This is a genomic window from Cedecea neteri NBRC 105707 = ATCC 33855 (assembly GCF_001571265.1).
Lineage (GTDB): Bacteria > Pseudomonadota > Gammaproteobacteria > Enterobacterales > Enterobacteriaceae > Cedecea > Cedecea neteri.
The window spans coordinates 33,956-57,890 of record NZ_BCTL01000001.1; the positions used below are offsets into that span (position 1 = coordinate 33,956).

General features: G+C 53.9%; 21 protein-coding genes. 18 read left to right on the top strand and 3 right to left on the bottom strand.

Annotated elements, in window-relative coordinates:
- Positions 1-10: 10 nt before the first annotated feature.
- From CNE01S_RS00180 to CNE01S_RS00205, 6 genes are all read left to right on the top strand, one after another.
- On the top strand, positions 11-1,600 hold the full coding sequence (locus tag CNE01S_RS00180; RefSeq protein ID WP_061272120.1) for an ABC transporter substrate-binding protein: 1,590 nt from the start codon (positions 11-13) through the stop codon (positions 1,598-1,600).
- A 59-nt stretch (positions 1,601-1,659) separates the two neighbouring features.
- Positions 1,660-2,613: an ABC transporter permease gene (locus tag CNE01S_RS00185; RefSeq protein ID WP_061272122.1), complete on the top strand. Its 954-nt coding sequence runs from the start codon at positions 1,660-1,662 to the stop codon at positions 2,611-2,613.
- Positions 2,614-2,615: 2 nt separating this feature from the next.
- On the top strand, positions 2,616-3,461 hold the full coding sequence (locus CNE01S_RS00190; RefSeq protein ID WP_061272123.1) for an ABC transporter permease: 846 nt from the start codon (positions 2,616-2,618) through the stop codon (positions 3,459-3,461).
- Entirely contained in the window at positions 3,454-4,431 is a 978-nt protein-coding gene (locus CNE01S_RS00195) for an ABC transporter ATP-binding protein (protein WP_061272126.1), read from the top strand. The genes CNE01S_RS00190 and CNE01S_RS00195 overlap by 8 nt, the downstream gene beginning before the upstream one ends.
- Entirely contained in the window at positions 4,424-5,398 is a 975-nt protein-coding gene (locus CNE01S_RS00200) for an ABC transporter ATP-binding protein (protein ID WP_061272127.1), read from the top strand. Before CNE01S_RS00195 ends, CNE01S_RS00200 begins: the two co-directional genes overlap by 8 nt.
- Positions 5,399-5,506: 108 nt before the next feature.
- Complete coding sequence (locus CNE01S_RS00205; protein ID WP_008453864.1) at positions 5,507-5,758, top strand: DUF2766 family protein; 252 nt, start codon at positions 5,507-5,509, stop codon at positions 5,756-5,758.
- Positions 5,759-5,821: 63 nt separating this feature from the next.
- On the opposite strand, the gene CNE01S_RS00210 is transcribed toward CNE01S_RS00205, so the two are convergent.
- On the bottom strand, positions 5,822-6,325 hold the full coding sequence (locus CNE01S_RS00210; protein ID WP_061272129.1) for a non-heme ferritin-like protein: 504 nt from the start codon (positions 6,323-6,325) through the stop codon (positions 5,822-5,824).
- A gap of 818 nt (positions 6,326-7,143) precedes the next feature.
- Entirely contained in the window at positions 7,144-7,563 is a 420-nt protein-coding gene (gene uspC / locus CNE01S_RS00215) for a universal stress protein UspC (protein ID WP_061272131.1), read from the bottom strand.
- A gap of 938 nt (positions 7,564-8,501) precedes the next feature.
- Here uspC and flhD point away from each other — a divergent pair.
- The 6 genes from flhD to cheW all read left to right on the top strand — a co-directional run bounded on the left by flhD (position 8,502) and on the right by cheW (position 13,928).
- Complete coding sequence (gene flhD / locus CNE01S_RS00220; RefSeq protein WP_039294637.1) at positions 8,502-8,852, top strand: flagellar transcriptional regulator FlhD; 351 nt, start codon at positions 8,502-8,504, stop codon at positions 8,850-8,852.
- 3 nt (positions 8,853-8,855) lie between these two features.
- Positions 8,856-9,434 carry a flagellar transcriptional regulator FlhC gene (gene flhC / locus CNE01S_RS00225; RefSeq protein ID WP_039294634.1) on the top strand — a complete coding sequence of 193 codons (579 nt, stop codon included), beginning with the start codon at positions 8,856-8,858 and terminating at the stop codon, positions 9,432-9,434.
- 125 nt (positions 9,435-9,559) lie between these two features.
- Positions 9,560-10,450, top strand: a complete 891-nt coding sequence (gene motA / locus CNE01S_RS00230) for a flagellar motor stator protein MotA (protein WP_061272132.1) — start codon at positions 9,560-9,562, stop codon at positions 10,448-10,450.
- A complete protein-coding gene (gene motB / locus CNE01S_RS00235) occupies positions 10,447-11,376 on the top strand; it encodes a flagellar motor protein MotB (protein WP_061272134.1) in 930 nt (309 codons plus the stop codon). The genes motA and motB overlap by 4 nt, the downstream gene beginning before the upstream one ends.
- Before the next feature lie 10 nt (positions 11,377-11,386).
- Positions 11,387-13,405 (top strand): chemotaxis protein CheA, encoded by a 2,019-nt coding sequence (cheA, locus tag CNE01S_RS00240; RefSeq protein ID WP_061272136.1) that lies wholly within the window; start codon positions 11,387-11,389, stop codon positions 13,403-13,405.
- Between the two features lie 28 nt (positions 13,406-13,433).
- Positions 13,434-13,928: a chemotaxis protein CheW gene (cheW, locus tag CNE01S_RS00245; protein ID WP_016536985.1), complete on the top strand. Its 495-nt coding sequence runs from the start codon at positions 13,434-13,436 to the stop codon at positions 13,926-13,928.
- Between the two features lie 42 nt (positions 13,929-13,970).
- Here the strand turns inward: cheW and CNE01S_RS00250 are convergent, their stop codons facing one another.
- Complete coding sequence (locus tag CNE01S_RS00250) at positions 13,971-15,236, bottom strand: dicarboxylate/amino acid:cation symporter (RefSeq protein ID WP_061272138.1); 1,266 nt, start codon at positions 15,234-15,236, stop codon at positions 13,971-13,973.
- Between the two features lie 656 nt (positions 15,237-15,892).
- Between CNE01S_RS00250 and CNE01S_RS00255 the strand changes: the two genes are divergently transcribed.
- The 6 genes from CNE01S_RS00255 to CNE01S_RS00280 all read left to right on the top strand — a co-directional run bounded on the left by CNE01S_RS00255 (position 15,893) and on the right by CNE01S_RS00280 (position 23,923).
- Complete coding sequence (locus CNE01S_RS00255) at positions 15,893-16,423, top strand: Csu type fimbrial protein (protein WP_061272140.1); 531 nt, start codon at positions 15,893-15,895, stop codon at positions 16,421-16,423.
- Positions 16,424-16,437: 14 nt separating this feature from the next.
- Positions 16,438-17,157, top strand: a complete 720-nt coding sequence (locus CNE01S_RS00260) for a fimbrial biogenesis chaperone (RefSeq protein WP_061272144.1) — start codon at positions 16,438-16,440, stop codon at positions 17,155-17,157.
- A 55-nt stretch (positions 17,158-17,212) separates the two neighbouring features.
- Positions 17,213-19,492, top strand: a complete 2,280-nt coding sequence (locus CNE01S_RS00265) for a fimbria/pilus outer membrane usher protein (RefSeq protein ID WP_061272302.1) — start codon at positions 17,213-17,215, stop codon at positions 19,490-19,492.
- Between the two features lie 35 nt (positions 19,493-19,527).
- On the top strand, positions 19,528-20,484 hold the full coding sequence (locus CNE01S_RS00270; RefSeq protein WP_061272145.1) for a Csu type fimbrial protein: 957 nt from the start codon (positions 19,528-19,530) through the stop codon (positions 20,482-20,484).
- Positions 20,485-20,608: 124 nt separating this feature from the next.
- Complete coding sequence (gene tar / locus CNE01S_RS00275; RefSeq protein ID WP_061272148.1) at positions 20,609-22,276, top strand: methyl-accepting chemotaxis protein II; 1,668 nt, start codon at positions 20,609-20,611, stop codon at positions 22,274-22,276.
- 42 nt (positions 22,277-22,318) lie between these two features.
- Positions 22,319-23,923 (top strand): methyl-accepting chemotaxis protein, encoded by a 1,605-nt coding sequence (locus CNE01S_RS00280; protein ID WP_061272150.1) that lies wholly within the window; start codon positions 22,319-22,321, stop codon positions 23,921-23,923.
- The last annotated feature ends 12 nt before the right edge of the window (positions 23,924-23,935 follow it).

Genomic DNA, 23,935 nt, shown 5'->3' on the forward strand with positions numbered 1-23,935 from the left:
TTCTGAAGCAATGCGTAAACCTCTGGTATTGTCGGCGCTGGTCGCTGCGCTGGCCCTGGCCTTAAGCGGCTGTGATGACGCTAAAAAAGAGACCGCGGCGACACCTGCCCCGGCAAAAGAAGCGCAGCAGGGTGGCAGCCTGATAATCGGTATTACCTCCGGCGATCCGCTGGCCATGAACCCGCTGTACGCCAGCGATCGTACTACGTTAACCATCATGCAGGCGCTTTACTCGCCGCTGTACAGCTACAACGGCGACAAGATCGAATGGGGCCTGGCGGAAAGCCTGACGCCATCGGCCGACAACCTCACCTGGACGCTGAAACTCAAGCCTGACCTGAAATGGCAGGATGGGCAGCCGATTACCGCAGATGACGTGGTGTTCACCTTTAATAAACTGCTGGATGAAAAGCAGCATAGTTTCTTCCGCAGCATGTTTGTTTATGGCAACAAGCCCCTGAGCGTGAGCAAAGTGGATCCGCTCACGGTTAAGTTTACGCTGCCGCAGGTCAGCGCTGCCTTTGCCGGTACGCTGGTGCAAATCTTCCCGATCCCACAGCATATCTTCGATAACGAAGCAGGCGACCTGGAAAAGAGTACCCGCAATGATGCACCCGTTGGCTCCGGCCCGTTCAAATTTAAAGAGTATCGGGCGGGTCAGTACTACGCCCTGACGCGATTTGATGACTACTGGAACGGTAAGCCGAAACTCGACTCGGTAACCTACCGCTTCGCCAAGGATGCCAACTCGGCCAACCTCGCGCTGCAGAACGGTGAAATCAATCTCAAGATGGTCGATCCGCAGGATGTTTCGCGCCTGAAAGCCACCGGTAAATTTGATTTTGTTATTTACCCGGAAGGCCGCCTGGCCTACATGACGTTCAACCAGAACGTTGACAGCATGAAGAACAAAGACCTGCGTCAGGCCATCGCGTACGCGCTGAACAAAGATGACCTTGTGCAAACTGCGTTCACCTCCCTCGATTACGCCAAACCGGCGGCTTCTATTCTGACGCCAGATACCCTCTACCAGACCAGCGATGTGGAACCGTACAAGTTCGATCCCGACAAAGCCAAAGCGTTGTTTAAAGCGTCCGGGCAGCCGGAAGGCCTGAAGCTGCGTCTGGCCTACATCAACAGCAATAAAACCCAGGAAAGTATGGGGCTCTATATTCAGCAGCAGCTGAAGGCAATAGGCATTAACGTTGAATTGCTGCCTCTGGATGCAAACGCGATGTCTCAGCGCAGTCAGGACATGAAAAACACTGCGTATGAGTTAAGCCTGGGCGGTTACATCATGGGCTCGGAGCCGGACGCCTACAAGTCGCTGTACATGAGCAACGAAGCCTATAACTACGCGCACTATAAAAACCCGGCGTTTGACGCGCTGTGGGAGCAGGGCGCGACCGAAACGGATGCGGCGAAGCGCGCGGCCATCTATAAGCAGATCCAGCAAACCGTCGCCAACGATATGGCCTGGTATCCGATTGCCTACACCAACGCGGTGGTGGCGGTGGACAAACGTTTTGGCGGCACGAAAGAAGCAGAACCTAAGCCGGTCTATATGTTCCAGGACTTGTCGAAGATTTATCAACAATAACAATGAGTGACCCTCAGCCCGGCCTGTGTTGCACTGGTCAGGCTGAGGAAGGCGAAACTATGAATAACCTTCTTTTCCGGCGCTTACTGCAGCTGCTTCCGATGCTGCTTTTTATCTCGCTGGTCTCTTTTTTACTGGTGAAGCTGGCTCCTGGCGATCCGGTGCAGGCGTATATCACCCCGCGCATGAGCCCGGATGATATTGACCGAATCCGCCAGAGCATGGGGCTGGATAAACCGTTGCCGGTGCAGTACCTGCTGTGGCTGAAAAATCTGCTGCAGGGCGATCTTGGCTATTCCCTGATTTACCATCGCCCGGTGCTGACGATGATCGTCGAGCGTATCCCTGCCACGCTTGGCCTGATGGGGGCGTCGCTGTTGTTGGCTATCCTGCTGGCGATCCCGCTGGGGTTGCTGGCGGGCGCGTTCAAACACCGCTGGCTCGACCATGTTTTGAACCTGTTCGCTTATGTGGGGATCTCGGTGCCGATTTTCTGGTTTGGGATCTTGCTGATTACCGTGTTTTCGGTGCAGCTGAACTGGCTGCCGAGCATGGGAATGAGAACCATCGGCGTGGCAGACTCCTGGCTCGATGTGATTCGTCACGGCATTTTGCCCTGCATCGCGCTGACGTTTTACAACCTCGCCAGCTACGTGCGCTACATCCGTTCGAATACCATCAGCCAGCTGTCAGCCGACTATGTGCAAACCCAGTTGGCCTACGGGGCGACCCGCCGCACCATTTTGTTCCGGCATGTGCTGAAGAACGTGCTGTTGCCGGTGATCACGCTGTTTGGCCTCTCTTTTGGCGAACTGGTGGTGGGCGCCTACGTGACGGAAAGCGTCTTTTCCTGGCCGGGGATGGGGCTGCTGGGGATCCAGGCCATCACCTCCCTCGATTACCCGCTGATCATGGCCATTATTCTGCTCTCAGCGTTGATGCTGATCGTGGGGAATCTGCTGGCCGATCTTCTGTATCGCGTGGCAGATCCGCGTATTAAGGCATTGAGGTAACCATGAGCAGAAGAGGGAATCAGGTTAAACAAGGCCTGAAGCACAGCCGCCCGGCACAGCTTTCTCTGGCGGTGCTGGTGATTTTTGCGCTGGCGTCATTATCGGCCTTTATAAGCCCGTGGGATCCCAATCAGATGTCGCTTCAGGGGAGGATGCTGCCGCCGGGTGTGAGCCACTGGTTTGGCACGGATGAATATGGCCGGGACTACTTCACGCGCGCGCTTTACGGCGGGCAAATTTCCCTGATGGTCGGATTTTTAGCCATGCTGTTTTCCACGCTGATTGGCACGCTGGTGGGTACCGTCAGCGGCTACTTTGGCGGCAAAATTGATAACTTGCTGATGAGGCTGGTGGACATCTTAATGTCGATCCCGGCTTTTTTCCTGCTGCTGGTGCTCAATGCCTACCTGAAGCCCGGCATCGCAAACATCATTTTGATTATCAGCGCGCTGACCTGGATGAATATGTCGCGGCTGGTGCGGGCAGAAACGTTGACGCTAAAAGAGCGGGAATACGTGATTTATGCCCGGGCCTCCGGGGAGCATCCGCTGAGGATTATCGCCCGGCACATCATTCCGAATATTTTGCCGACGATTATTGTGGCGGCCACTTTGAATATCGCCTCGGCGATTTTAATGGAGTCAACCTTGAGCTTTCTCGGCCTTGGCGTACAGCAGCCGGATGCCTCCTGGGGCAGCATGCTGAATAACGCTCAGTCTTATATAGGGGAAGCCTCCTGGCTTGCCATGTTCCCGGGCGTGCTGATCCTGCTGACGGTGCTGAGCTTTAACGTGCTCGGGGATGTGTTCCGTACCGCTTTTGAGCCGGGGGCAAATCGCGATGCGTAATTTGCTGGAAATCGATAACCTGAAAACCTCTTTCTTTACTCGCGAGGGGGAAGTTCAGGCGGTACGCGGCGTCACCTTCAGCGTGCAGCGGGGAGAGGTCGTGGGCATTGTGGGCGAGTCTGGCTGCGGCAAAAGCGTCACCTGTAAATCGGTAATCAGTTTGCTGGGTAGCCACGGCAAGGTTGTGGGAGGCCATATCCGTTTTCAGGGAGAAGACCTGGCGCGTAAAACGGCAGAGCAAATGCGCCACCTTCGCGGCAGCGAAATCGCGATGATTTTCCAGGATCCCATGACGGCATTAAACCCGGTGCTGACCATCGGGCGGCAGATGAGCGAGATCCTTATTCGCCACCAGCGTTTAAGCAAGAAGGCGGCGAAAGAAAAGGCTATCGCGATGCTTGGACAGGTAGGCATCAGCCTGCCGGAGAAACGTTATGACCAGTACCCGCATGAGTTTAGCGGCGGGATGCGCCAGCGGGTGATGATCGCCATCGCGCTATCGTGCCATCCGTCATTGCTGATTGCCGACGAGCCGACAACCGCGCTGGACGTGACCATTCAGGCGCAAATTCTGCGCCTGCTGAAACACCTTCAGCAGCAAACGGACACCGCCATTCTATTGATCACGCACGACCTGGGCGTGGTGGCGCAGGTCTGTTCCCGGGTAGTGGTGATGTATGGTGGACTGGTGATGGAGCAGGGAAGCGTTGAGGCGATTTTTTACCGGCCCGCTCATCCCTACACGCGGGGTTTGCTGGCGTCGCTGCCGCGTCCTGACGGCAGTGAGGCGCGGTTATCGCCGATTGAGGGCAGCCCGCCGGGTCTGCTCAACCCGCCGCCCGGCTGTCCTTTTGCCGCGCGTTGCCCGCAGCGCATGGCCATTTGCGACACGGCGGCACCCAAACACACGCTTGCCGACGGCCATGAAGTCAACTGCTGGCTGTGGGAAAAAGAGGCCGCTCATGCCTGACATTACTCCTTTGATTCGCGTGCGTAATCTGCATAAACATTTCACCGCTCATCGGGGCTGGTTCGGGCCGGGGACCACGGTAAAGGCCGTGGATGGCGTGAGCTTCGACATTTATCCGGGCGAAACTTATGGCCTGGTGGGGGAGTCAGGCTGCGGTAAATCAACCCTTGGGCGAAGCTTATTGCGGCTGTTTGAGGTGACCGACGGGGAAATCGAATTCGACGGACAAAATATTGCGGTGCTTAACGAGCGCCAGCTGAAGCCTGTTCGCCGCCGGATGCAGGCCGTTTTCCAGGATCCGTATTCGTCGTTAAACCCCGGCATGACGGTGGCGCAACTGATCGCTGAGCCAATGCGTATTCACGGTTATGATGTGACACGGCGGAAGGCCCGCACCCTGGAACTGCTCGGGCAGGTGGGTTTAAATCAGGAGCACCTGGACCGTTTTCCCCATGAGTTCAGCGGCGGCCAACGGCAGCGAATCAGCATTGCCCGGGCGCTGTCGGTGAGTCCCGAATTTATTCTTTGCGATGAGCCGCTGTCTGCCCTCGATGTTTCTGTGCAGGCACAGGTGGTGAATATCCTGCAGGATTTGCAGCAGGCATTCGGGCTGACTTATCTTTTTATCGCCCACGATTTGTCGATGGTTCGCCATATTTCTGACCGCATTGGGGTGATGTATCTTGGGTCGCTGGTGGAGGAAGCCCCGGCGGAAACGCTGTATAACCAGCCCGCTCATCCCTACACCCGGGCGCTGCTGGCTTCTATTCCCGTCGCCGATCCGCATGTTCAGATGCTTGAGCAGGGCGGGTTAAAGGGGGAAATAGGCGGTGATGCAGGGGAAAACACAGGCTGCAAGTTTGCCAGCCGCTGCCCGCGAGCTATGGGCCAGTGTCAGCGGCAACCTCCCCGGATGCAGGAGATCGCGCCGGGGCATCGCGTGGCCTGCTGGCAGTTCGAAAAATGAGTCGACGGGGGCATTTTGCTCCCGCTTCCTTCTATTCCGGCGAATGGGCTGTTGCCTCGTGCAGAGGCGCGCAGGTAGACTGTCGCGCAAATAAAACAGGAGATTAAAATGGCCGAACAACTCTCTGCCGATCAGGAACTGGTTTCCGATGTCGTGGCGTGCCAGTTAGTGATTAAACAAATTCTCGACGTGATTGATGTGATTGCGCCCGTTGAAGTCCGCGACAAGATGGCGGAACAGCTGAAAACCATCGATTTTACCACCCATCCAGCGGCCGTTGATCCTGTCACGCGCCGGGCGATTCAAAAAGCCATCGCTCTGATTGAGTTGAAATTTACTCAGCAGAAAGAAGCACACTGAGGCCGTTGTCAGCCACGTCAAGCACCGCTATATGCGGTGCTTTTTTACCTGCGCAGAAACGGCTTAATGAAACTCGCGTTCGACAAAGCTGAGCACGCGCCTGTCGGTCTGGTTCATGCACAGGCCCGCTTTTTTGGCATCGCGCACTTCTTCAAGAATCGTTTGCAGCCGCTCTCCCTCTCGATCCTGTTCCAGGCCTAGCGCCATCAAAAAACTCACTATCTTACCGGCATTGACGGCTTTAGCTTCTTCCTTAAGCGTGGTCAGCGTTTCATGCCTGAGATGATAGTCATCCAGCGTTTGTTGAAACAGTTCTTCTAGCGTCAGGCAGTGGCAGTCAGGTGGGGACATGGTGCCGACGCTGGGCATACCGCCGGATTGCTTCATAAAATTGAAGACCCGCATCATGTGGGTCACGTTATTTTGTGCCTGGCTGCGTAAGAAATTCGCACTCCCTGTCAGGCTATGTTTGGCACACCAGGCGCTGAGGTGCAGACACAAATGAGAGGCGTAGAATTCACGATTAATTTGCGCATTAAGCTTCTGGATCATGCTGGCAGTGGGCATAAAAATATCCTTATTTCATGAGCAATTTTACCAAGGGGTAAAAATAAACATACGCCGCTATCATGGATGAGAAAAGTCCTAAGTTGAGCTATTTTTCATTTATTTAATTTTATTTAAGATAAGGTCACTTGGATTTTTTGTTTTTGACTATCAGGCTGTAACTTACTGTATTTGATATAAAATATATTTATCATGTTAACGTGGTGTTATCCCTTTGGGGCTGAGTCAAAAGTGTGATTAGTTGGGCTTATTGATTATTTTCAATGTGAATCATTTTTTATTTCTTTGGTTGTCTTTTTAAAATTTAGTTTATGCGCATCGAGATCATGTTTGTGTGTTTTGCATCTTTGGCAGGAGTTTGAACATCCGGGTTTCGAACAAAAGTTTTGCTCCCTGGGGCTAAGGTGTTCCGCGGCGAAGGTGAGCCGCTGTTGTGCAAGAACAGACGGAGAGTATAAAAAAACGGCCATTCCGGGACCGGTGAAACGCCAGAATCCGCTGACACGGCTAATGAATTGATTTTTTTATTTATAGCAAAAAAGTATGCCTGGGGGAGGAGATTATGCCGCTCAAGGGAATCTGTAGCCTGCATGTGAAGTGCGCCTGAAGGATGTTGTCCCTCATTCGCTATGACGAAACTTAAAAATATTGCCGTTTATTTGTGCGGGGCCTTTCTTCATTCAGACCGCAGTAAAAATGCAGGATAAAAACGCAACTTTTGAAAAACTGGCATGATTAGTCGCTGTGGAATAACGGAAAAAGCAGCGGAGCTGAGGGTGAAAAAGCGGAGCAGGCTCCGCTTTCTGCCAGAGCATGATTTAAAGCGGGACTAGCAGCACATCGACCCGGCTGGAAGCCACGACAGCCTTGGCTGAACACATTACTTTGCCGAAAAAACTCTGATTATGATTACCGCAAAGGACTAAATCGACGTCGTGCTTTTCGCAGATATCCAGAATGTGCTCGCTTAGTTCCCCTGTGGAAATAATTACCTTTTCAACAGGATATTGCGCTTTCTCTTTTAGCTCATCGAGAAAAAGATGGGTTTCTTCCAGCATCAGATCGCGCAAATTTTCCAGCATAGGGGCGGCAAGCTGGTTATACAGTTCGGGATCTGAGGCGAGCGTGACGAGGGTAATTTTTCCGTTGACGGGTTTGACGATGGAGACGGCCTTTTGCACCAGACGATGGCTTTCAGGCGTGATAGCAACGGCAACCAGCACATGACGATAGCTCATATAACCCCTCCACATTCAGTGTGAATTGTTAACATTTTCTTACACCAGTTGTGCCCGAGGCGCAACGCTTGTCGCGATACGAAATGTGAAGCGACTCATAGAAATTGTTTAGTTATTCTTATGAAACGAATTTGCAACATTGTTTCGTAGACGAAATGTAAAAATTTTCCATCAGGCGAACGGATTAATTTGAGAACCTGGATCGCGCGATAACTTTCGGTAACCGACGCTTTTGAAATCATAACGGTCGGTTAAAATGCCGCTATAATTTAACTTAAGTCCATGAATAACAGCAGATTACTCCCAATAGCTTTCGCAAGGTGTGATCGCTAAGGCATTCCTGGCCGCCGGTATCGGATAAAAAGCAATGACAACTCATAGAGTTGTGATCTTTCCGTGTCACTATTCGTCCGTCGGCTTAGGTAAAATTCTCAATCAGATGAAAAAGTAAGCAAATGAAAAGCGATTCTGATGCTTTTCACTCCGAAGGATGATGTATTTATGTGATCTGCGTCACATAAATTCCAAAATCGCAGGTGGCTGCATTGTATGTGCCAGGGGCTGCGAGTAGAGTTTGCCCGAATTAGGAAAAATCTTAGTTTTTTGTAATAAAATGATGAACGACAACAGGCGTTCGGGCTCTGTCAGGGAAAGGGCTTCTTCTGTGGGATGCGAAGGGGTTTAGTCAGAGCTAAAGATTTATCCGTGCATTTTGGCCGTAACGATTGTTTTAATTTAACCGGGGCGACCCGGCGACATCGCGGGGTGCGGTAACAACCCCCTAATAGTTCAGAAAACAGTAATGGCGCGAGACATGCGCTTCGGCTTCTTACAACCGTAAGTTTCTGGAGAATTTACTCGCGCTGACACGTTACTGTCATCCGACATATTTAGGCTGGGCCGCATACAATAATAGTTGGTTATTCGGGATGGAAAAAATGCATACTTCCGAGTTGCTAAAACATATTTACGACATCAATTTGTCGTACTTATTGCTTGCACAGCGTCTTATTAGTCAGGACAAAGCCTCAGCGATGTTTCGCTTAGGTATCGCTGAAGATATGGCAAATACACTTGGGGAACTTACGTTGCCTCAAATGGTGAAATTGGCAGAAACTAACCAATTAGTTTGTCAGTTCCGTTTTAGCGAAAGTCAGGCAATTACTCGCTTAACACAAGACTCCCGTGTGGATGATTTACAACAAATTCATACCGGTATTTTGTTATCTACCCGTTTATTGAATGAGGTGTCGACGCCTGCCGAGGCACCTAAGAAAAAAAGGGCATAACAAATGAGCGAGAAAAGTATTGTCCAGGAAGCTCGCGACATTCAGCTCGCTATGGAGCTGATAACACTGGGTGCCCGACTGCAAATGCTGGAAAGCGAAACGCAGTTGAGCCGTGGTCGCCTGATCAAACTCTACAAAGAACTCCGTGGAAGTCCTCCTCCAAAAGGGATGCTGCCTTTCTCTACTGATTGGTTTATGACCTGGGAGCAAAATATTCATGCTTCCATGTTCTGTAATGCCTGGCAGTTTTTACTTCGTAGTGGGCTATGCACCGGCGTTGATGCGGTGATTAAAGCCTATCGACTCTACCTTGAACAATGTCCCTCCCAGTCTGACGGCCCGCTTCTGGCGCTGACTCGCGCGTGGACGCTGGTTCGTTTTGTTGAGAGCGGTATGCTCCAGCTGAGTCAGTGTAACTGCTGTGGAGGCAATTTTATTACCCACGCACACCAGCCGGTGGGCAGCTTTGCCTGCAGTCTGTGCCAGCCGCCGTCGCGGGCGGTAAAAAGACGTAAACTTTCCCAGAATGCTGCCGATATTATTCCACAACTGCTGGATGACCAGGTGGAACAGGCTGTGTAACAGGTTCTGTGTTTGCGTATTCCAGCAGCGGTGAGAGATTACCGCTGCTTTTTTTATGCCCAAACACGACGCTGCACCTGCCTCCTGGGCATCCTCGCTACACTCAACGGCGTAAGGATGATCTCGTGCTGATTTTAATAGGTTACCTGGTTGTTTTAGGGACAGTGTTCGGCGGTTACATGTTGACCGGCGGCCACCTTGGCGCACTTTATCAACCTGCTGAATTTGTGATCATTGGTGGGGCGGGTATTGGGGCGTTTATTGTAGGGAATAACGGCAAGGCGATTAAGGGAACCTTAAAAGCGCTGCCGCTGCTCTTCAGGCGCTCAAAATATACCAAAAGCATGTATATGGACTTGATGGCATTGCTTTATCGTCTGATGGCTAAGTCGCGTCAGCAGGGTATGTTTTCACTCGAAAGAGACATTGAAAACCCTAAAGAAAGCGAAATCTTCGCCAGCTATCCGCGTATTTTAGCGGACGCCATGATGCTTGATTTTATTGTCGATTATTTGCGTTTAATCATCAGCGGAAATATGAATACATTCGAAATTGAAGCGCTGATGGATGAAGAAATCGAGACCCATGAAAGCGAAGCGGAAATACCCGCTAACAGCCTTGCGTTAATGGGTGATTCATTACCGGCCTTCGGTATCGTTGCTGCGGTAATGGGGGTTGTGCACGCTCTGGCATCCGCCGACCGTCCCGCCGCGGAATTAGGCGCATTAATTGCGCACGCAATGGTGGGAACTTTCCTCGGTATTTTACTGGCCTACGGTTTTATTTCCCCATTAGCGAGCGTACTGCGCCAAAAAAGTGCTGAGACGACTAAAATGATGCAGTGCGTGAAGGTCACTTTACTCTCTAGCCTCAACGGTTATGCGCCGCCAATCGCGGTGGAATTCGGCCGTAAAACGCTTTACTCCAGCGAGCGTCCTTCGTTCATTGAACTGGAAGAGCACGTCAGATCGGTACGTTCCCCGAACGCGCAGCGCGCGACGGAAGAAGAAGTATGAAAAATCAGTCCCATCCCATCGTTGTCGTAAAGCGCCGCAAGCACAAGGGACACGGCGGGGCGGCCCACGGCTCCTGGAAAATTGCCTACGCGGACTTTATGACCGCGATGATGGCTTTCTTCCTCGTTATGTGGCTGATTTCCATCTCTAGTCCGAAAGAGCTGGCGCAAATTGCTGACTATTTCCGTACCCCGTTGGCCCAGGCCATTACCGGGGGGCAGCGTATCGCTGACAGCGAAAGTCCTATTCCCGGTGGGGGCGACGACGTCACCCAGCAGCAGGGCGAAGTGAAAAAACAGCCCAACATCGAAGAGCTGCGCAAGCGGATGGAAGCCAACCGCCTGAAGCGCATCAAAGGGGATTTGGACCAGCTTATTGAGTCCGACCCCAAGCTGCGCGCGCTGCGCCCGCACCTGCAAATTGACCTCGTTCAGGAAGGGTTACGTATTCAGATTATCGACAGCCAGAACCGCCCGATGTTTAAAAACGGCAGCGCGGAAGTGGAGCCTTACATGCGCGATATTTTGCGCAAGATCGCTCCGGTGCTGAACGGTATTCCTAACAAAATCAGTCTGTCTGGTCATACCGATGACCTGCCTTATGCCAACGGCGAGCGTGGCTACAGTAACTGGGAGCTTTCTGCCGACCGCGCGAATGCTTCCCGCCGTGAGCTGGTGGCCGGCGGCCTCGACGATGGCAAAGTGCTGCGCGTCATCGGGATGTCCTCGCAGATGAGCCTCTCCAAACGCGGAGGCGGTGACGCCATTAACCGTCGCATCAGTTTGCTGGTGCTTAATAAACAGACCGAAGACGCCATCATGCATGAGAACTCCGAGAGCGAGAACCAGCCTCTCAGCGTTCTGCAGCAGGATCCAACGGCGGCTCCGGCGAATAACACAGTTGCGCCACAACCAGGCACGAGGTGATAGCGTGAGCATGGATATTAGCGATTTTTACCAGACATTTTTTGACGAAGCCGACGAACTGTTGGCCGATATGGAGCAGCATCTCCTGGATTTGGTGCCTGAGGCGCCGGATTCTGAACAGTTGAACGCTATTTTCCGTGCGGCTCACTCCATCAAGGGCGGGGCCGGCACGTTTGGCTTCTCCATCCTGCAGGAAACGACTCACCTGATGGAGAACCTGCTCGACGAAGCGCGGCGCGGTGAGATGCAGCTCAACACCGATATCATCAACCTGTTTTTGGAAACCAAGGATATTATGCAGGAACAGTTGGACGCCTATAAAAACTCTGAAGAGCCGGATGCCGCAAGCTTCGACTACATCTGCAAAGCGCTGCGTCAGCTTGCCCTGGAAGCCAAAGGCGAGGCTCCATCGGCGCCGGCCAAACTCTCCGTAGTAGAAACCGAGCAGCCGGCGTCCACCACTGCCGACAGCGGCGGCAAGCTGCGCGTAGTGATTGATGGGTTGAAAGAGGCAGAACGTGACCTGATGCTCGAAGAGCTGGGGAACCTGGGGACGCTGAGTGAGGTGGTCAAAGATACCGCTTCCGTGACGGCGACGCTGGAAACCAGCGTCAGCGAAGATGATATTACTGCCGTACTTTGCTTCGTGATTGAGCCTGAGCAAATCAGCTTTGTGCCTGTTACCTCAGCCAGCGCGCCAGCGGTGGCAGAAAACACGACGGTGGCGGTGCCTGAAGCACCTGCCCAAACGGCTGTCGCCGTGCAAAAAGCCGGTTTGCCCGAGCCGTTAACCCCGGCGACAGGGCGCGTTGAGCGTGATAAGCCAGCCGCGCGTGCATCCGAGTCTACCAGCATTCGCGTGGCGGTAGAGAAAGTTGACCAACTGATCAACCTGGTCGGTGAACTGGTGATCACCCAGTCAATGCTGGCCCAGCGCTCTAACGAGCTTGATCCGGTCAACCACGGCGATTTGATCACCAGCATGGGGCAGCTGCAGCGTAACGCACGCGACCTCCAGGAGTCGGTGATGTCTATTCGTATGATGCCGATGGAATACGTCTTCAGCCGCTTCCCGCGTCTGGTCCGCGATCTGGCCGGCAAGCTGAACAAGCAGGTGGAACTGACGCTGATGGGCAGCTCCACCGAGCTGGATAAGAGCCTGATTGAGCGCATTATCGATCCGCTAACGCACCTGGTGCGTAACAGCCTGGATCACGGTATCGAGTCACCGGAAAAACGCCGGGCAGCCGGGAAGTCCGAAGTCGGCAACCTGATTCTGTCTGCTGAACATCAGGGCGGCAATATTTGTATCGAAGTGACCGATGACGGGGCAGGGCTTAACCGCGAACGCATTCTGGCGAAGGCCATTTCCCAGGGGATGCCGGTCAGCGAAAGCATGACCGATGATGAAGTCGGGATGCTTATCTTCGCGCCAGGCTTCTCCACCGCCGAGCAGGTCACCGACGTGTCAGGCCGTGGTGTGGGCATGGACGTGGTGAAACGTAATATCCAGGAAATGGGCGGCCACGTTGAAATCCAGTCGAAAGCCGGAGCAGGGACAACCATTCGCATCCTGCTGCCGCTGACGCTCGCTATCCTGGATGGGATGTCGGTTAAGGTGAGCGACGAAGTCTTTATCCTGCCGCTGAACGCGGTGATGGAATCTCTGCAGCCGCAGGAAGAAGATCTGCACCCGCTGGCGGGCGGTGAGCGTGTCCTGGAAGTGCGCGGGGAGTATCTGCCGCTGGTTGAGCTTTGGAAAGTCTTTGACGTTCAGGGCGCGAAAACTGAAGCCACGCAGGGCATTGTTGTGATCCTGCAAAGCGCAGGACGTCGCTACGCGCTGCTGGTCGATCAGCTGATTGGCCAGCATCAGGTGGTGGTTAAAAACCTTGAAAGCAACTACCGCAAGGTGCCGGGCATCTCTGCAGCCACCATTTTAGGTGACGGCAGCGTGGCGCTGATCGTCGATGTTTCTGCGCTGCAGGGGCTAAACCGTGAACAACGTCTGGCGCTAACCGTCGCCTGATTAACCGCTTAAAAGAATAGGTACGCAAATGACTGCACTAACTAATGTGACAAAACTGACCGGGGAAAACGTAGGCCAGGAGTTCCTGGTGTTTACCCTCGGCGATGAAGAGTACGGTATTGATATCCTGAAGGTGCAGGAGATCCGCGGTTACGATCAGGTGACGCGTATCGCCAACACGCCTGCTTTTATCAAAGGCGTAACCAACCTGCGCGGCGTAATCGTGCCGATTATCGATCTGCGCCTGAAGTTTGAGCAGGATGGCGTGGAATATAACGACAATACCGTGGTTATTGTGTTGAACCTGGAAAAACGCGTGGTCGGGATTGTGGTTGACGGCGTGTCCGATGTGCTGTCGCTGACGGCCGATCAGATTCGCCCTGCGCCGGAGTTTGCCGTTACGCTGTCGACTGAATACCTGACGGGCCTGGGCGCGCTGGGTGAGCGTATGCTGATTCTGGTGAACATCGAGAAGCTGCTGAACAGCGAAGAGATGGAGCTGCTGGATTCTGCGGTTGCTTAATCGAACCGAAAGAAAAAGGGCTACCCGAGGGTAGCCCTTTTTTTATGCCTTAACTTCTTCCACCGGCACGGTGCCGGTTTCTTCCAGCATACCTTCGTTCTTGGACAGCATCGCGGTTGCTACGCCGTTACCCAATACGTTGATCGCCGAGCGGCCCATATCCAGGAAGTGATCGATACCCATCAGCAGCAGGATGCCCGCCACCGGAATATTGAAGCTTGGAATGGTCGCTGCCAGCACAACAAGCGCGGAGCGAGGCACGCCGGCAATCCCTTTGGACGCAAGCATCAGCGTTAGCATCAGCACGGCAATCTCAGAGAAGGAGAGGTGCACGTTGTACGCCTGGGCAATAAACATGGAGGCGAAGGAGCAGTAGACCATCGACCCGACCAGGTTAAAGGAGTAACCGATTGGCAAGACAAACGAGGCGATGTTGCGGGAGCAGCCAAAGCGGGTCAGCTGATCCAGCGTTTTCGGATAGGCCGCTTCAGAGCTGCTGGTGGTAAAGGCCACCAGAACAGGATCTTTCAGCATCGCCAACAGGCGGAACACATCACGTTTCAGCACCATATAGCCGACGCTAATCAGCACGATGCAGGTCAAAACGATAGCCACATAGTAGCCGCCGATGAAGGACGCATAGTTGAGCAGGATCCCCAGGCCCTGGGTCGCAATCACCGAAGAGATGGCGGCGAAAATGGCCAGCGGCGCGACATACATCACGTAGCCGGTGACTTTCAGCATAATGTGGGACACAACGTCCAGCGCGCTGACCAGTGGGGCGTTAAATTTCTCGCCCAAAGAGGCACCGGCAATAGCGAAGAACATGGAGAACACCACAATTTGCAGGATCTCGTTGTCCGACATCGCGCCGGCGATGCTGGTTGGGATGGTATGAGAAATAAAGGCTTTTAGCGTCATCCCGCTGACGGCCAGGCCGGTCTGCACGGCTTCGGCCGGAACTTCCAGGTTCATGCCTGCACCCGGATGCTCCAGGGTAACGATAAACAGGCCGACCAGGATAGACAGCACGGAAGAAGAGACAAACCAGATCATCGCTTTGCCGCCAACGCGGCCAATGGTGGAGGTTTCGCCCAGCTTCATGATACCGACCGTCAGGGTGCTAAAGACCAACGGCGCAATCACCATCTTGATCAGTCGCAGGAAGATGTCGGTAAACAGCGTGATGTTATCGGCGTAGCTTTTGATTACGTCGGCGGCGGCATATTCGTGGATGGCCGCGCCGGTGAAGATCCCCGCTATCATGAACAAAATGATGAATAGCGTGAGTTTGTTTGAACTTGCCACTGACTTAGTAACCCCGTAGTTGACTGTAGTTAATGTGTGTTTTTTTGTAACTTACTGACCCCTATATAATTATTGTTTCCGGGCCGTAAATGTGCGGAGCATAAATTGAATCAAACCGCGCCGATATACAACTCTTTTTTATAAATTCTGTTAATTGTTAATTAAGCAGCACTTAATCATTATTTGTGATTGGTGTCACAAAATAGCGGATATATTCTTTTCACTTTGCAAGTGCTTGAGTCGCCTGGTGGTTAACGGTTTGTTTTTATTGGCAATAATGTGTCAATCGACCGCTGAGGTGAATTTTTTGGCGTGGTCTGGTTATTTCCCATTCTCTAAACTAAATTTCAACTAAGTGATGGCGTAACGTACTGATTTTTTTCTTACCAACCGGTCGGTAAAGGTTGCGAACGGAAACTGTTTTCCTGCTTGTAAATTGAGCGATTGGGCTTAATGCGAGGGCGGAATTATGTTTTCTGAGACCGGGTCGGTATTTAAGAGGCTGGTCTTTGGCTTCATGACGAATTATATCAACGACAAGTTATGGCGTCCGCCTTCTTTATTAAAGCGGAATATAGACTAACGTTAAATCATCCCGTGCCGCTTCGCTGTATATTCACGAAGCATGATTGAGTCATTTGAATGAGGGTAAGGATATGAATTCAGCCACTGCAGCACGCTTAATTCTCTCTTGTACTGCGTTTGCGATTATTCCATCGGCTAATGCGGCGGTGGCAAACGGTACATTTCAGGTCCTCATCACGATTACAAAATCCTGTGCAGTGACGGCTGGCACGGGCTCGAATATTAACCTTGGGTCGGTGGCAGCCAGCGCAGTAAACACCTCGCAAAGTAATACGTTCACCGTTAACTGCTCAAAGGCAACGCCTTATTTTATCGGCCTTGCACCTTCTGCGGCCAACGGCGGAACCACCACCGGGTCGGGGGCAATGTCGTCCGTGCTTAACGCGGCAACCAACACCGACAAAGTCCCTTATCAGTTGAACCAAACCTCGGCTACCGGGCCGGTTTGGGGTAACACCGCCACCACAACGACTGTGGGTAACGGCGTGGCGGGCTTAGGCACAGGACTGGCTATAACGTATACGGTTTATGCCACTGCAGCGAGCGCCAACTACACGCCAGACAGCTATGCGGATACCGTGACCGTCAACGTTAACTACTGATTTCAGGACAACGGATGAAAATGAAATTAGGCGGACGCCCTGCCTGCGCGTGCCTGTTGCTGGCGCTGGTCGTGGGACATAATGCGTTGGCCGGTGGCCTGCAGATATCGCCGGTTAACCTGACGTTGAGCGCCACACAAAATGCGGACGGTATATGGTTAAGTAATGAAGGGACTGCGCCGCTCAACGCACAGGTACGGGTTTTCAACTGGCAGCAAAGCGGCAATGCCGACAGGCTGTCAACCTCTCAGGGGCTGGTCATTAGCCCACCCATCGTGACGCTGCCCGCCGGGGAGCGTCAGCTTGTCCGCGTGATCCGCACGACGCCTGCGACCAATCAGGTAGAGCAGGCCTATCGTTTGTTTATTGATGAGCTGCCGCCTGCCAAAGTGCAGCAAAATACCCTTCAATTTGTTATGCGCTATTCTGTCCCGGTGTTTTTGCAGCCTGTGGGGCAGGCTGAAAACACCGCGAAACTTAAATGGGCACTAGTGCAAACCGATGGCAAAACATTTATCGATGTGAGTAATCAGGGAAACAGCCACGCCCAGCTTTCTGCCATGACATTTATTCAAACTAATGGTGCACGAAAAACGATTACTCCAGGCCTGTTAGGCTATGTTCTTCCCGGTTCAACTATGCGGTGGATAATATCTTCGTCTGCCAGTGATGCTTATCACAGTGGAAAGGTTGAAGTCACTATCAATGGTCAAAAAACAGAACAAAATCTATGACTGGCCATATTCTTTGGTAAATATTGTATTGCTTAATGGTTTATTTTTCTCAGGCATGACAGCAGCACAAAATACTAATAATGACTTACCTCAGAATGCGGCCAGCAATGATACAGCTCAGCCTGTAGGCGTGGATTTATATCTGGACACGACGGTGAACGGGAATGCCGTGGGTCTGGTTCATCTTGGCTACGCGCAGGGAAAACTCTACGGCGACGCAATGGCTCTGCGTCAGTTGGGATTTCACCTGCCGGAAAAAGCGCAGCCGCCGTTTTATCTGAATGACATTGCTCAGGTCACGGTTGACTATAACGTCCAGCAACAAACTCTGGCACTGACCGCGCCGCTGAGCCTGTTAGACCTGAAAACCACCCAGCTCAATCAATCCGATATGTCCTCGCCGAAGGCGGCTAACGCCTTTGGGGCACTGCTGAATTACGACCTCTACGCCGACAGCGGTAAGAATAGCAACTTCAACACATTCAGTGAGTTCAGGGCGTTTAATTCGGCAGGCGTGCTGAGTTCGACCCAGCTAACCCGTTACAGCACGGAACAGAATAACAATCAGTCCTTTAGCCGCCTGGACACCAGCTGGCGCTCCTCCTTTCCCGACAAAATGCTGGCGGTGACTCTCGGCGACACGCTCACCAGCTCGCTTTCATGGTCTCGTCAGACTCGCATTGCCGGGGTGAAAATCGGGACGGATTTTGGCCTCAATCCTTACATGCCAACGACGCCGCTTCCCGCGTTTCTGGGCTCGGCAACGCTGCCCTCCAGCGTTGAGCTGTATGTCAACGGGGTTAAATACTATAACGGCGAGGTTCCTGCGGGCAGCTTCCAGTTAAATACGCTGCCAAACATCACCGGCGCAGGGAATGCTCAGGTGATGATGACCGATGCCTTGGGCAGAACCAGCGTGCAGAACTTCTCTTTTTACAACGATCAGCTTCTGCTAAGGGAAGGGTTGACGGACTGGTCGCTTGAGCTGGGCGTGGTGAGAAAAAACTACGGTTATTCCTCCTTCGACTACGCCAGTGAGCCTGCCCTAAGCGGCACCTGGCGGCGGGGCTTCAGCAACAGCCTGACCGCCGGCGGCCATATGGAAGCCAGCGACAGTCTGGTCAACGGCGGGATTGGCAGTGACTGGATCCCCTGGAGCCAGTCCGGAACGATTTCAACTGCGCTGGCAGCAAGTTCTGATGCCGGGGAGAACGGCTATTTGTATAGCCTGGGCTACCGTTGGTCCGGCGGGCGCTTCAACTTTAGCTCCAGCGCGACGGCCACGTCCGGTGACTATCACGATGTTGCGACGAGGTATGGTGCCCCGCCGCCTGCCTTCAGCGGCAGCGCGGTGGTGGGATATAACTTTGGTGTGGGCGGGAATCTCAGTCTGAGTTACCTGCAGTTTCGCTACCCTGACCAAAGCGCTATTCGTTACGCCAACGCCAGCTGGTTTAAATCCATCACCGAAAACGTCTCCTTAAGCGCCAGCTTTAACCAAAATATTGATAACACCCGCGACCGCAGCGTTTATCTGATGTTGACCGTCAGTACCAGCAATAGCCTGACTGCCGGCGCGACGGTGCAGCGTACCGGCGACAAGATGGGTTACCAGCTTAATGCCAGCCAGAGTCCGCCGTCCGAAGGCGGGGTGGGCTGGAACGTGGCCGCCAGCCAGCAGAGTTCACAGCAAACCGGGCAGGGCGAAGTGGGTTACCTGGGGCGCTATGGCCGCGTATATACCGGCTTCCGCAGCATTCCTGACAACAATTACGGCTATGCGGGGGCGACAGGGTCGCTGGTGATGATGGGCGGCGGTGTGTTCGCCGCCCGGGAGATCAACAACGGTTTTGCCGTGGTTTCTACGGACGGGATCCCGGATGTACCGGTCAAGCTGCAGCATAATCTGGTGGGCAACAGCGACAGCAGCGGACGGCTGCTAGTGACGCCGCTCAACAGCTATCAGAACAACCTGATCAGTATCGATCCTATGAACCTGCCGGCCAATATGCGGATCCGCAGCGTCAGCCTGAACGCTACCCCAGCCGACCGCTCCGGTACTCTGGTGAATTTTGATATCAAGCCGGTTCGCGCCGCGCAGGTAAGCCTGGTTGATACTAAAGGCAAGGCTATCGCCGAAGGCAGCCCAATCAGGTTGATGTCCGGTATTGGGCAGAACTCGGTTGTCGGGTTTGATGGCCTGGCCTATTTCGATGCACTTGAGCTGCACAATCAGCTCAGAGTGACGACAGAGAACGGTATTTGCGTGGCTGAGTTTGACTATCCACAGAATCAGAAAAGCGTGCCGACTATTGGTCCTGTTGTGTGCCAATAGCGTATCCGTGGCGTTTTGAGACAGGAGTTATCCGCATGAGAATAAAACAATTATTGCTGCTGGCGGTGCTCTTGCTGTCTCCCGGGATTAGCCATGCGGTAGTTTGCTCGGTGAGCAATGTACAAACGGTTAACTTTGGCACCGTCAACCCGCTGGCGACAGGCACCCCCAACACATCGATGACCTTCGACTACAGCTGCTCCAAACAATTGGGGGATCTACTGGCCGGGGTGACGCTCTGCTTTAATATTGACGGGGCCGGGGTAGGGAACCACAAAATGTCTTTTGCCGGGCCACCGGCCAGCACGCTGCCCTATGAGCTTTATCAGGGAACTTTAAGCGGGGGGGCATGGGGGAGCCAGTTCCAGTCGGGAACAACCTACCCGGTGGTGCAGCTCAATTTGCTTAACTTAACGCCCGTCACCGGCAGCCTGACGGTCTACGCCCAAATGACGCTGCCCCAAGTGTCTGCAGCGCCAGGGGGGTATCAGGATATTTACACCAGCGGCATGACTACCGTCACAATGAATACCGGCCTGCTGGCCCCACCCGCAAACTGCGGCACGGGTGTGGCAACGAACTTTCCCTTCAACGTGATGGCAACCGTGAGCAAGCAGTGCAACGTCAGCTACGCCAATAACGTGAGCTTCGGGCAGGTGGCGGCTATGCAAAGCAATCTGGCGTCGAGTAATACGCTCGGTATTGCCTGCACCAACGGCACGCTTTACACCGTTGGCCTGACGCCATCCAACGGCAACACGGGCGGCACTGGGGCGTTAAAAGGGACGGGAGCGAATACTGACCAGGTGCCTTATCAGCTAAGACAAGCCACCGGAACATCGGGGGCGGTGTGGGGCAACACGGCGCAGAACATGCCGTCCAGTACCGGTACCGGGAGTACGCAGCAATACCCGGTCTATGTCACTATTCCCAGCACCAACTACACGCCAGATGACTATGCTGACACGGTGACAATTACCGTAACCTATTGATCGTTCCCCGCCTGACAGATAGCCGGTTGCCATAGTGCAACCGGTTAATTTCCCTGTGACTTAACGTAAAGTTCCCGCTGGCCGTGCCGATAACCTCGGGAACAAGTCGTTAAAAGGGCGTCCTATGTTAAAGCGTATTCGCGTTGTCACCATGCTGATGATGGTGCTGGTGGTGTTCGCGCTGCTGCAAATCATTTCCGGTGGAATGTTCTTTAATTCGTTAAAAAACAATAATGATAACTTCAAAGTCTCCCGCGAATTGCGGGTGCAGCAGGCCGAATTAAATCAGGCATGGATCCTGATGTTGCACACGCGCATTAACCTGAGCCGCTCTGCCGCACGCATGATGATGGATCCGGCCAATAGCCAGAGCGCAGCCAAAACCGATCTGCTGAACAATGCGAAGAAATCCCTCGCCAGCGCCGAGCAACACTACAACAACTTCAAACAGGTTGCGCCCATTTCCGCCGAAATGAACACCGTGGTGAAAGATATAGACGGGGATTACCAGGCTTATCATCAGGCGCTTGCGGAGCTGATTGGCTACCTGGAAAGCGGCAACATGGATGCCTATTTCGGCCAGTCGACCCAGGGCATGCAGAATGCGCTTGAAAAAGCCTACGACGGCTACCTGGCGCTGAACGATCGCATGTACGAAGCCTCGTACGTCGACAGCCGCGACGGTTATACCTTTGCCATCTGGCAGCTTGGCATTTTAGCCCTGGCGCTGGCCGCAGTTATTCTGCTGGTCTGGGTCGGTATGCGTCAGATTCTCCTTAAGCCGCTGAACGTGGTGATTGGCCATATTCGCGAAATCGCCGCCGGTAACCTGACGGAAAAAATCAACGTTGAAGGAAAAAACGAGCTGACTCAGCTTGCCTCCAGCGTACAGCACATGCAGCAGGAGCTGATTACCACGGTCAGCAGCGTGCGTGAAGGATCGGATGCCATTTACAGCGGCACCACCGAAATTGCCGCAGGTAATAACGATCTTTCATCCCGTACCGAGCAACAGGCGGCGTCTCTGGAAGAAACCGCCGCCAGCATGGAGCAGCTCACCGCCACTGTAAAACAGAACGCCGAAAACGCACGTCAGGCTTCGCAGCTTGCGCTGAATGCGTCTGAAACCGCTCAGCGCGGCGGCAAGGTGGTGGATGGCGTAGTGAAAACCATGCATGACATCGCGGGCTCCTCGAAGAAAATTGCCGACATCATCAGCGTGATTGACGGGATAGCCTTCCAGACCAACATCCTGGCGCTGAACGCGGCGGTAGAAGCTGCGCGTGCCGGTGAACAGGGGCGCGGTTTTGCGGTGGTGGCCGGGGAAGTGCGTAACTTAGCCAGCCGCAGCGCACAGGCTGCAAAAGAGATTAAGTCACTGATTGAAGATTCCGTTTCACGCGTGGACACGGGCTCCGTGCTGGTTGAAAGCGCAGGGGAAACCATGAGCGACATCGTGAACGCGGTTACGCGGGTCACGGACATCATGGGGGAAATCGCCTCCGCCTCTGATGAGCAAAGCCGGGGGATCGACCAGGTCGCCCTGGCCGTGTCTGAGATGGACAGAGTGACGCAGCAGAACGCCTCCCTGGTGGAAGAGTCTGCTGCCGCGGCCGCCGCGCTGGAGGAGCAGGCTAGCCGCCTGACTCAGTCGGTCGCGACGTTCCGTTTGCAAGGGAATGCGGGTAGTAAAAAACCTGCAGCGGCCGCGCCGGTAGCGCAAAGCCCTGTGGTTCATGCCCCGCGTACTCCGGCCCGGGCCGGGGATGACGAAAACTGGGAAACTTTCTGATCAGATGAATACCGGCCTGCTGGCCGGCAGAGGGAAGCTTTGATGTTAAACCGTATCCGGATCTCGACCACGCTTTTCCTGATTTTGATTGTCTGCGGCGTTTTGCAGATTGGCAGTAATGGGTTGTCTTTCTGGGCTTTTCGTGACGATTTCCAGAACCTGAAAAGGGTTGAGGTTAGCAATCAGCAGCGCGATGCGTTAACCCAAAGCCGGGCCGCGTTACTGCAGGCCAGCAATGCCTTAAACCGGGCGGGCACGCTGACGGCGCTCAGCTATCCACCGGATGATATCAAACGGCTGATGGCGGAGGCCCGCAGCAGCCTGAAGCAGGCGGATATGCTGTTTAACCAGTTCCTCGAGGTTCCGCAGACGGGCGGCGATGTCGAGAAAATGATGGCGTCGACGAAAGAGAGCTATGCGGCGTTCCGGGACGATCTCCAGCATCAGGCTACGTGGCTCGAGAACAACCAGCTTTCCGACTTTATGACCGCGCCGGTGCAGAAATCGCAGGGCGTTTTTGACGCGAACTTCAATGCCTGGCAGCAGAGCATTAATCAGATTGTGCAAACCGCGAGCGGCGACAGCCAGAAGAATTACCATATCTCTGCGGTAATTTTCACCACGGTGACGATTATCGCCGTGGTGCTGCTGCTCGGCTCTCTGGCGTGGTCGCGCAAGATGATTGTTCAGCCGCTGGCGATTGTCCGTAGCCACTTTGACAGCATTGCCGCCGGGGACCTGGCGAAGCCCATTTCGGTTTTTGGGCGTAATGAGATCTCGGAGATATTCGCCAGCCTGAAAAACATGCAGACGGCGTTAAAAGAGACGGTCAGCCAGGTGCGCAGCGGCACTCGCTCAATGCACGCCGGTATCGGCGAGATTGCCGCAGGCAACAGCGATTTGTCTGCGCGCACCGAGCAGCAGGCGGCTTCGCTGGCCGAGACCGCTGCCAGCATGGAGCAGCTTACGGCAACCGTGGGGCAGAACGCGGATAACGCTCGCCAGGCGGCTCAACTTTCCCGTAGCGCGGCCGATACCGCGAAGCAGGGCGGACAACAGGCAGCGAATGTGGCAAACACCATGCGCGACATCGCCGGCAGTTCGCAGAAAATTAGCGATATTACCAGCGTGATTGACGGCATTGCGTTCCAGACCAATATCCTCGCGCTGAACGCGGCGGTAGAAGCTGCGCGTGCCGGGGAGCAGGGGCGTGGTTTTGCGGTGGTTGCCGGAGAAGTTCGCAACCTTGCCAGCCGCAGCGCCCAGGCGGCCAAAGAGATCAAAGTCTTAATTGAAGAGTCCGTTGACCGCGTGCAGCAAGGGTCGAAGCTGGTAGATACGGCGGCGACAACGATGGCTGAAATTGTCCGTTCGGTCACGCAGGTCAACGACATTATGGGCGAAATTGCCTCGGCGTCTGATGAACAGCGTCGTGGCATCGAACAGGTCGCCCAGGCGGTAAGCCAGATGGATCAGGTGACACAGCAAAACGCCGCGCTGGTTGAAGAAGCCGCCGGTGCCACCGATGCGCTGGCGGGCCAGGCCGAATATCTCTCCGGCGTGGTGGCCGTATTTAACCTGAGCGGCGCCGAACCGCAGCCCTCCGCCAGTGAATTTGTCGCTTCCGGAGAATGGGTAACATCTTGAATGGAATGAAGA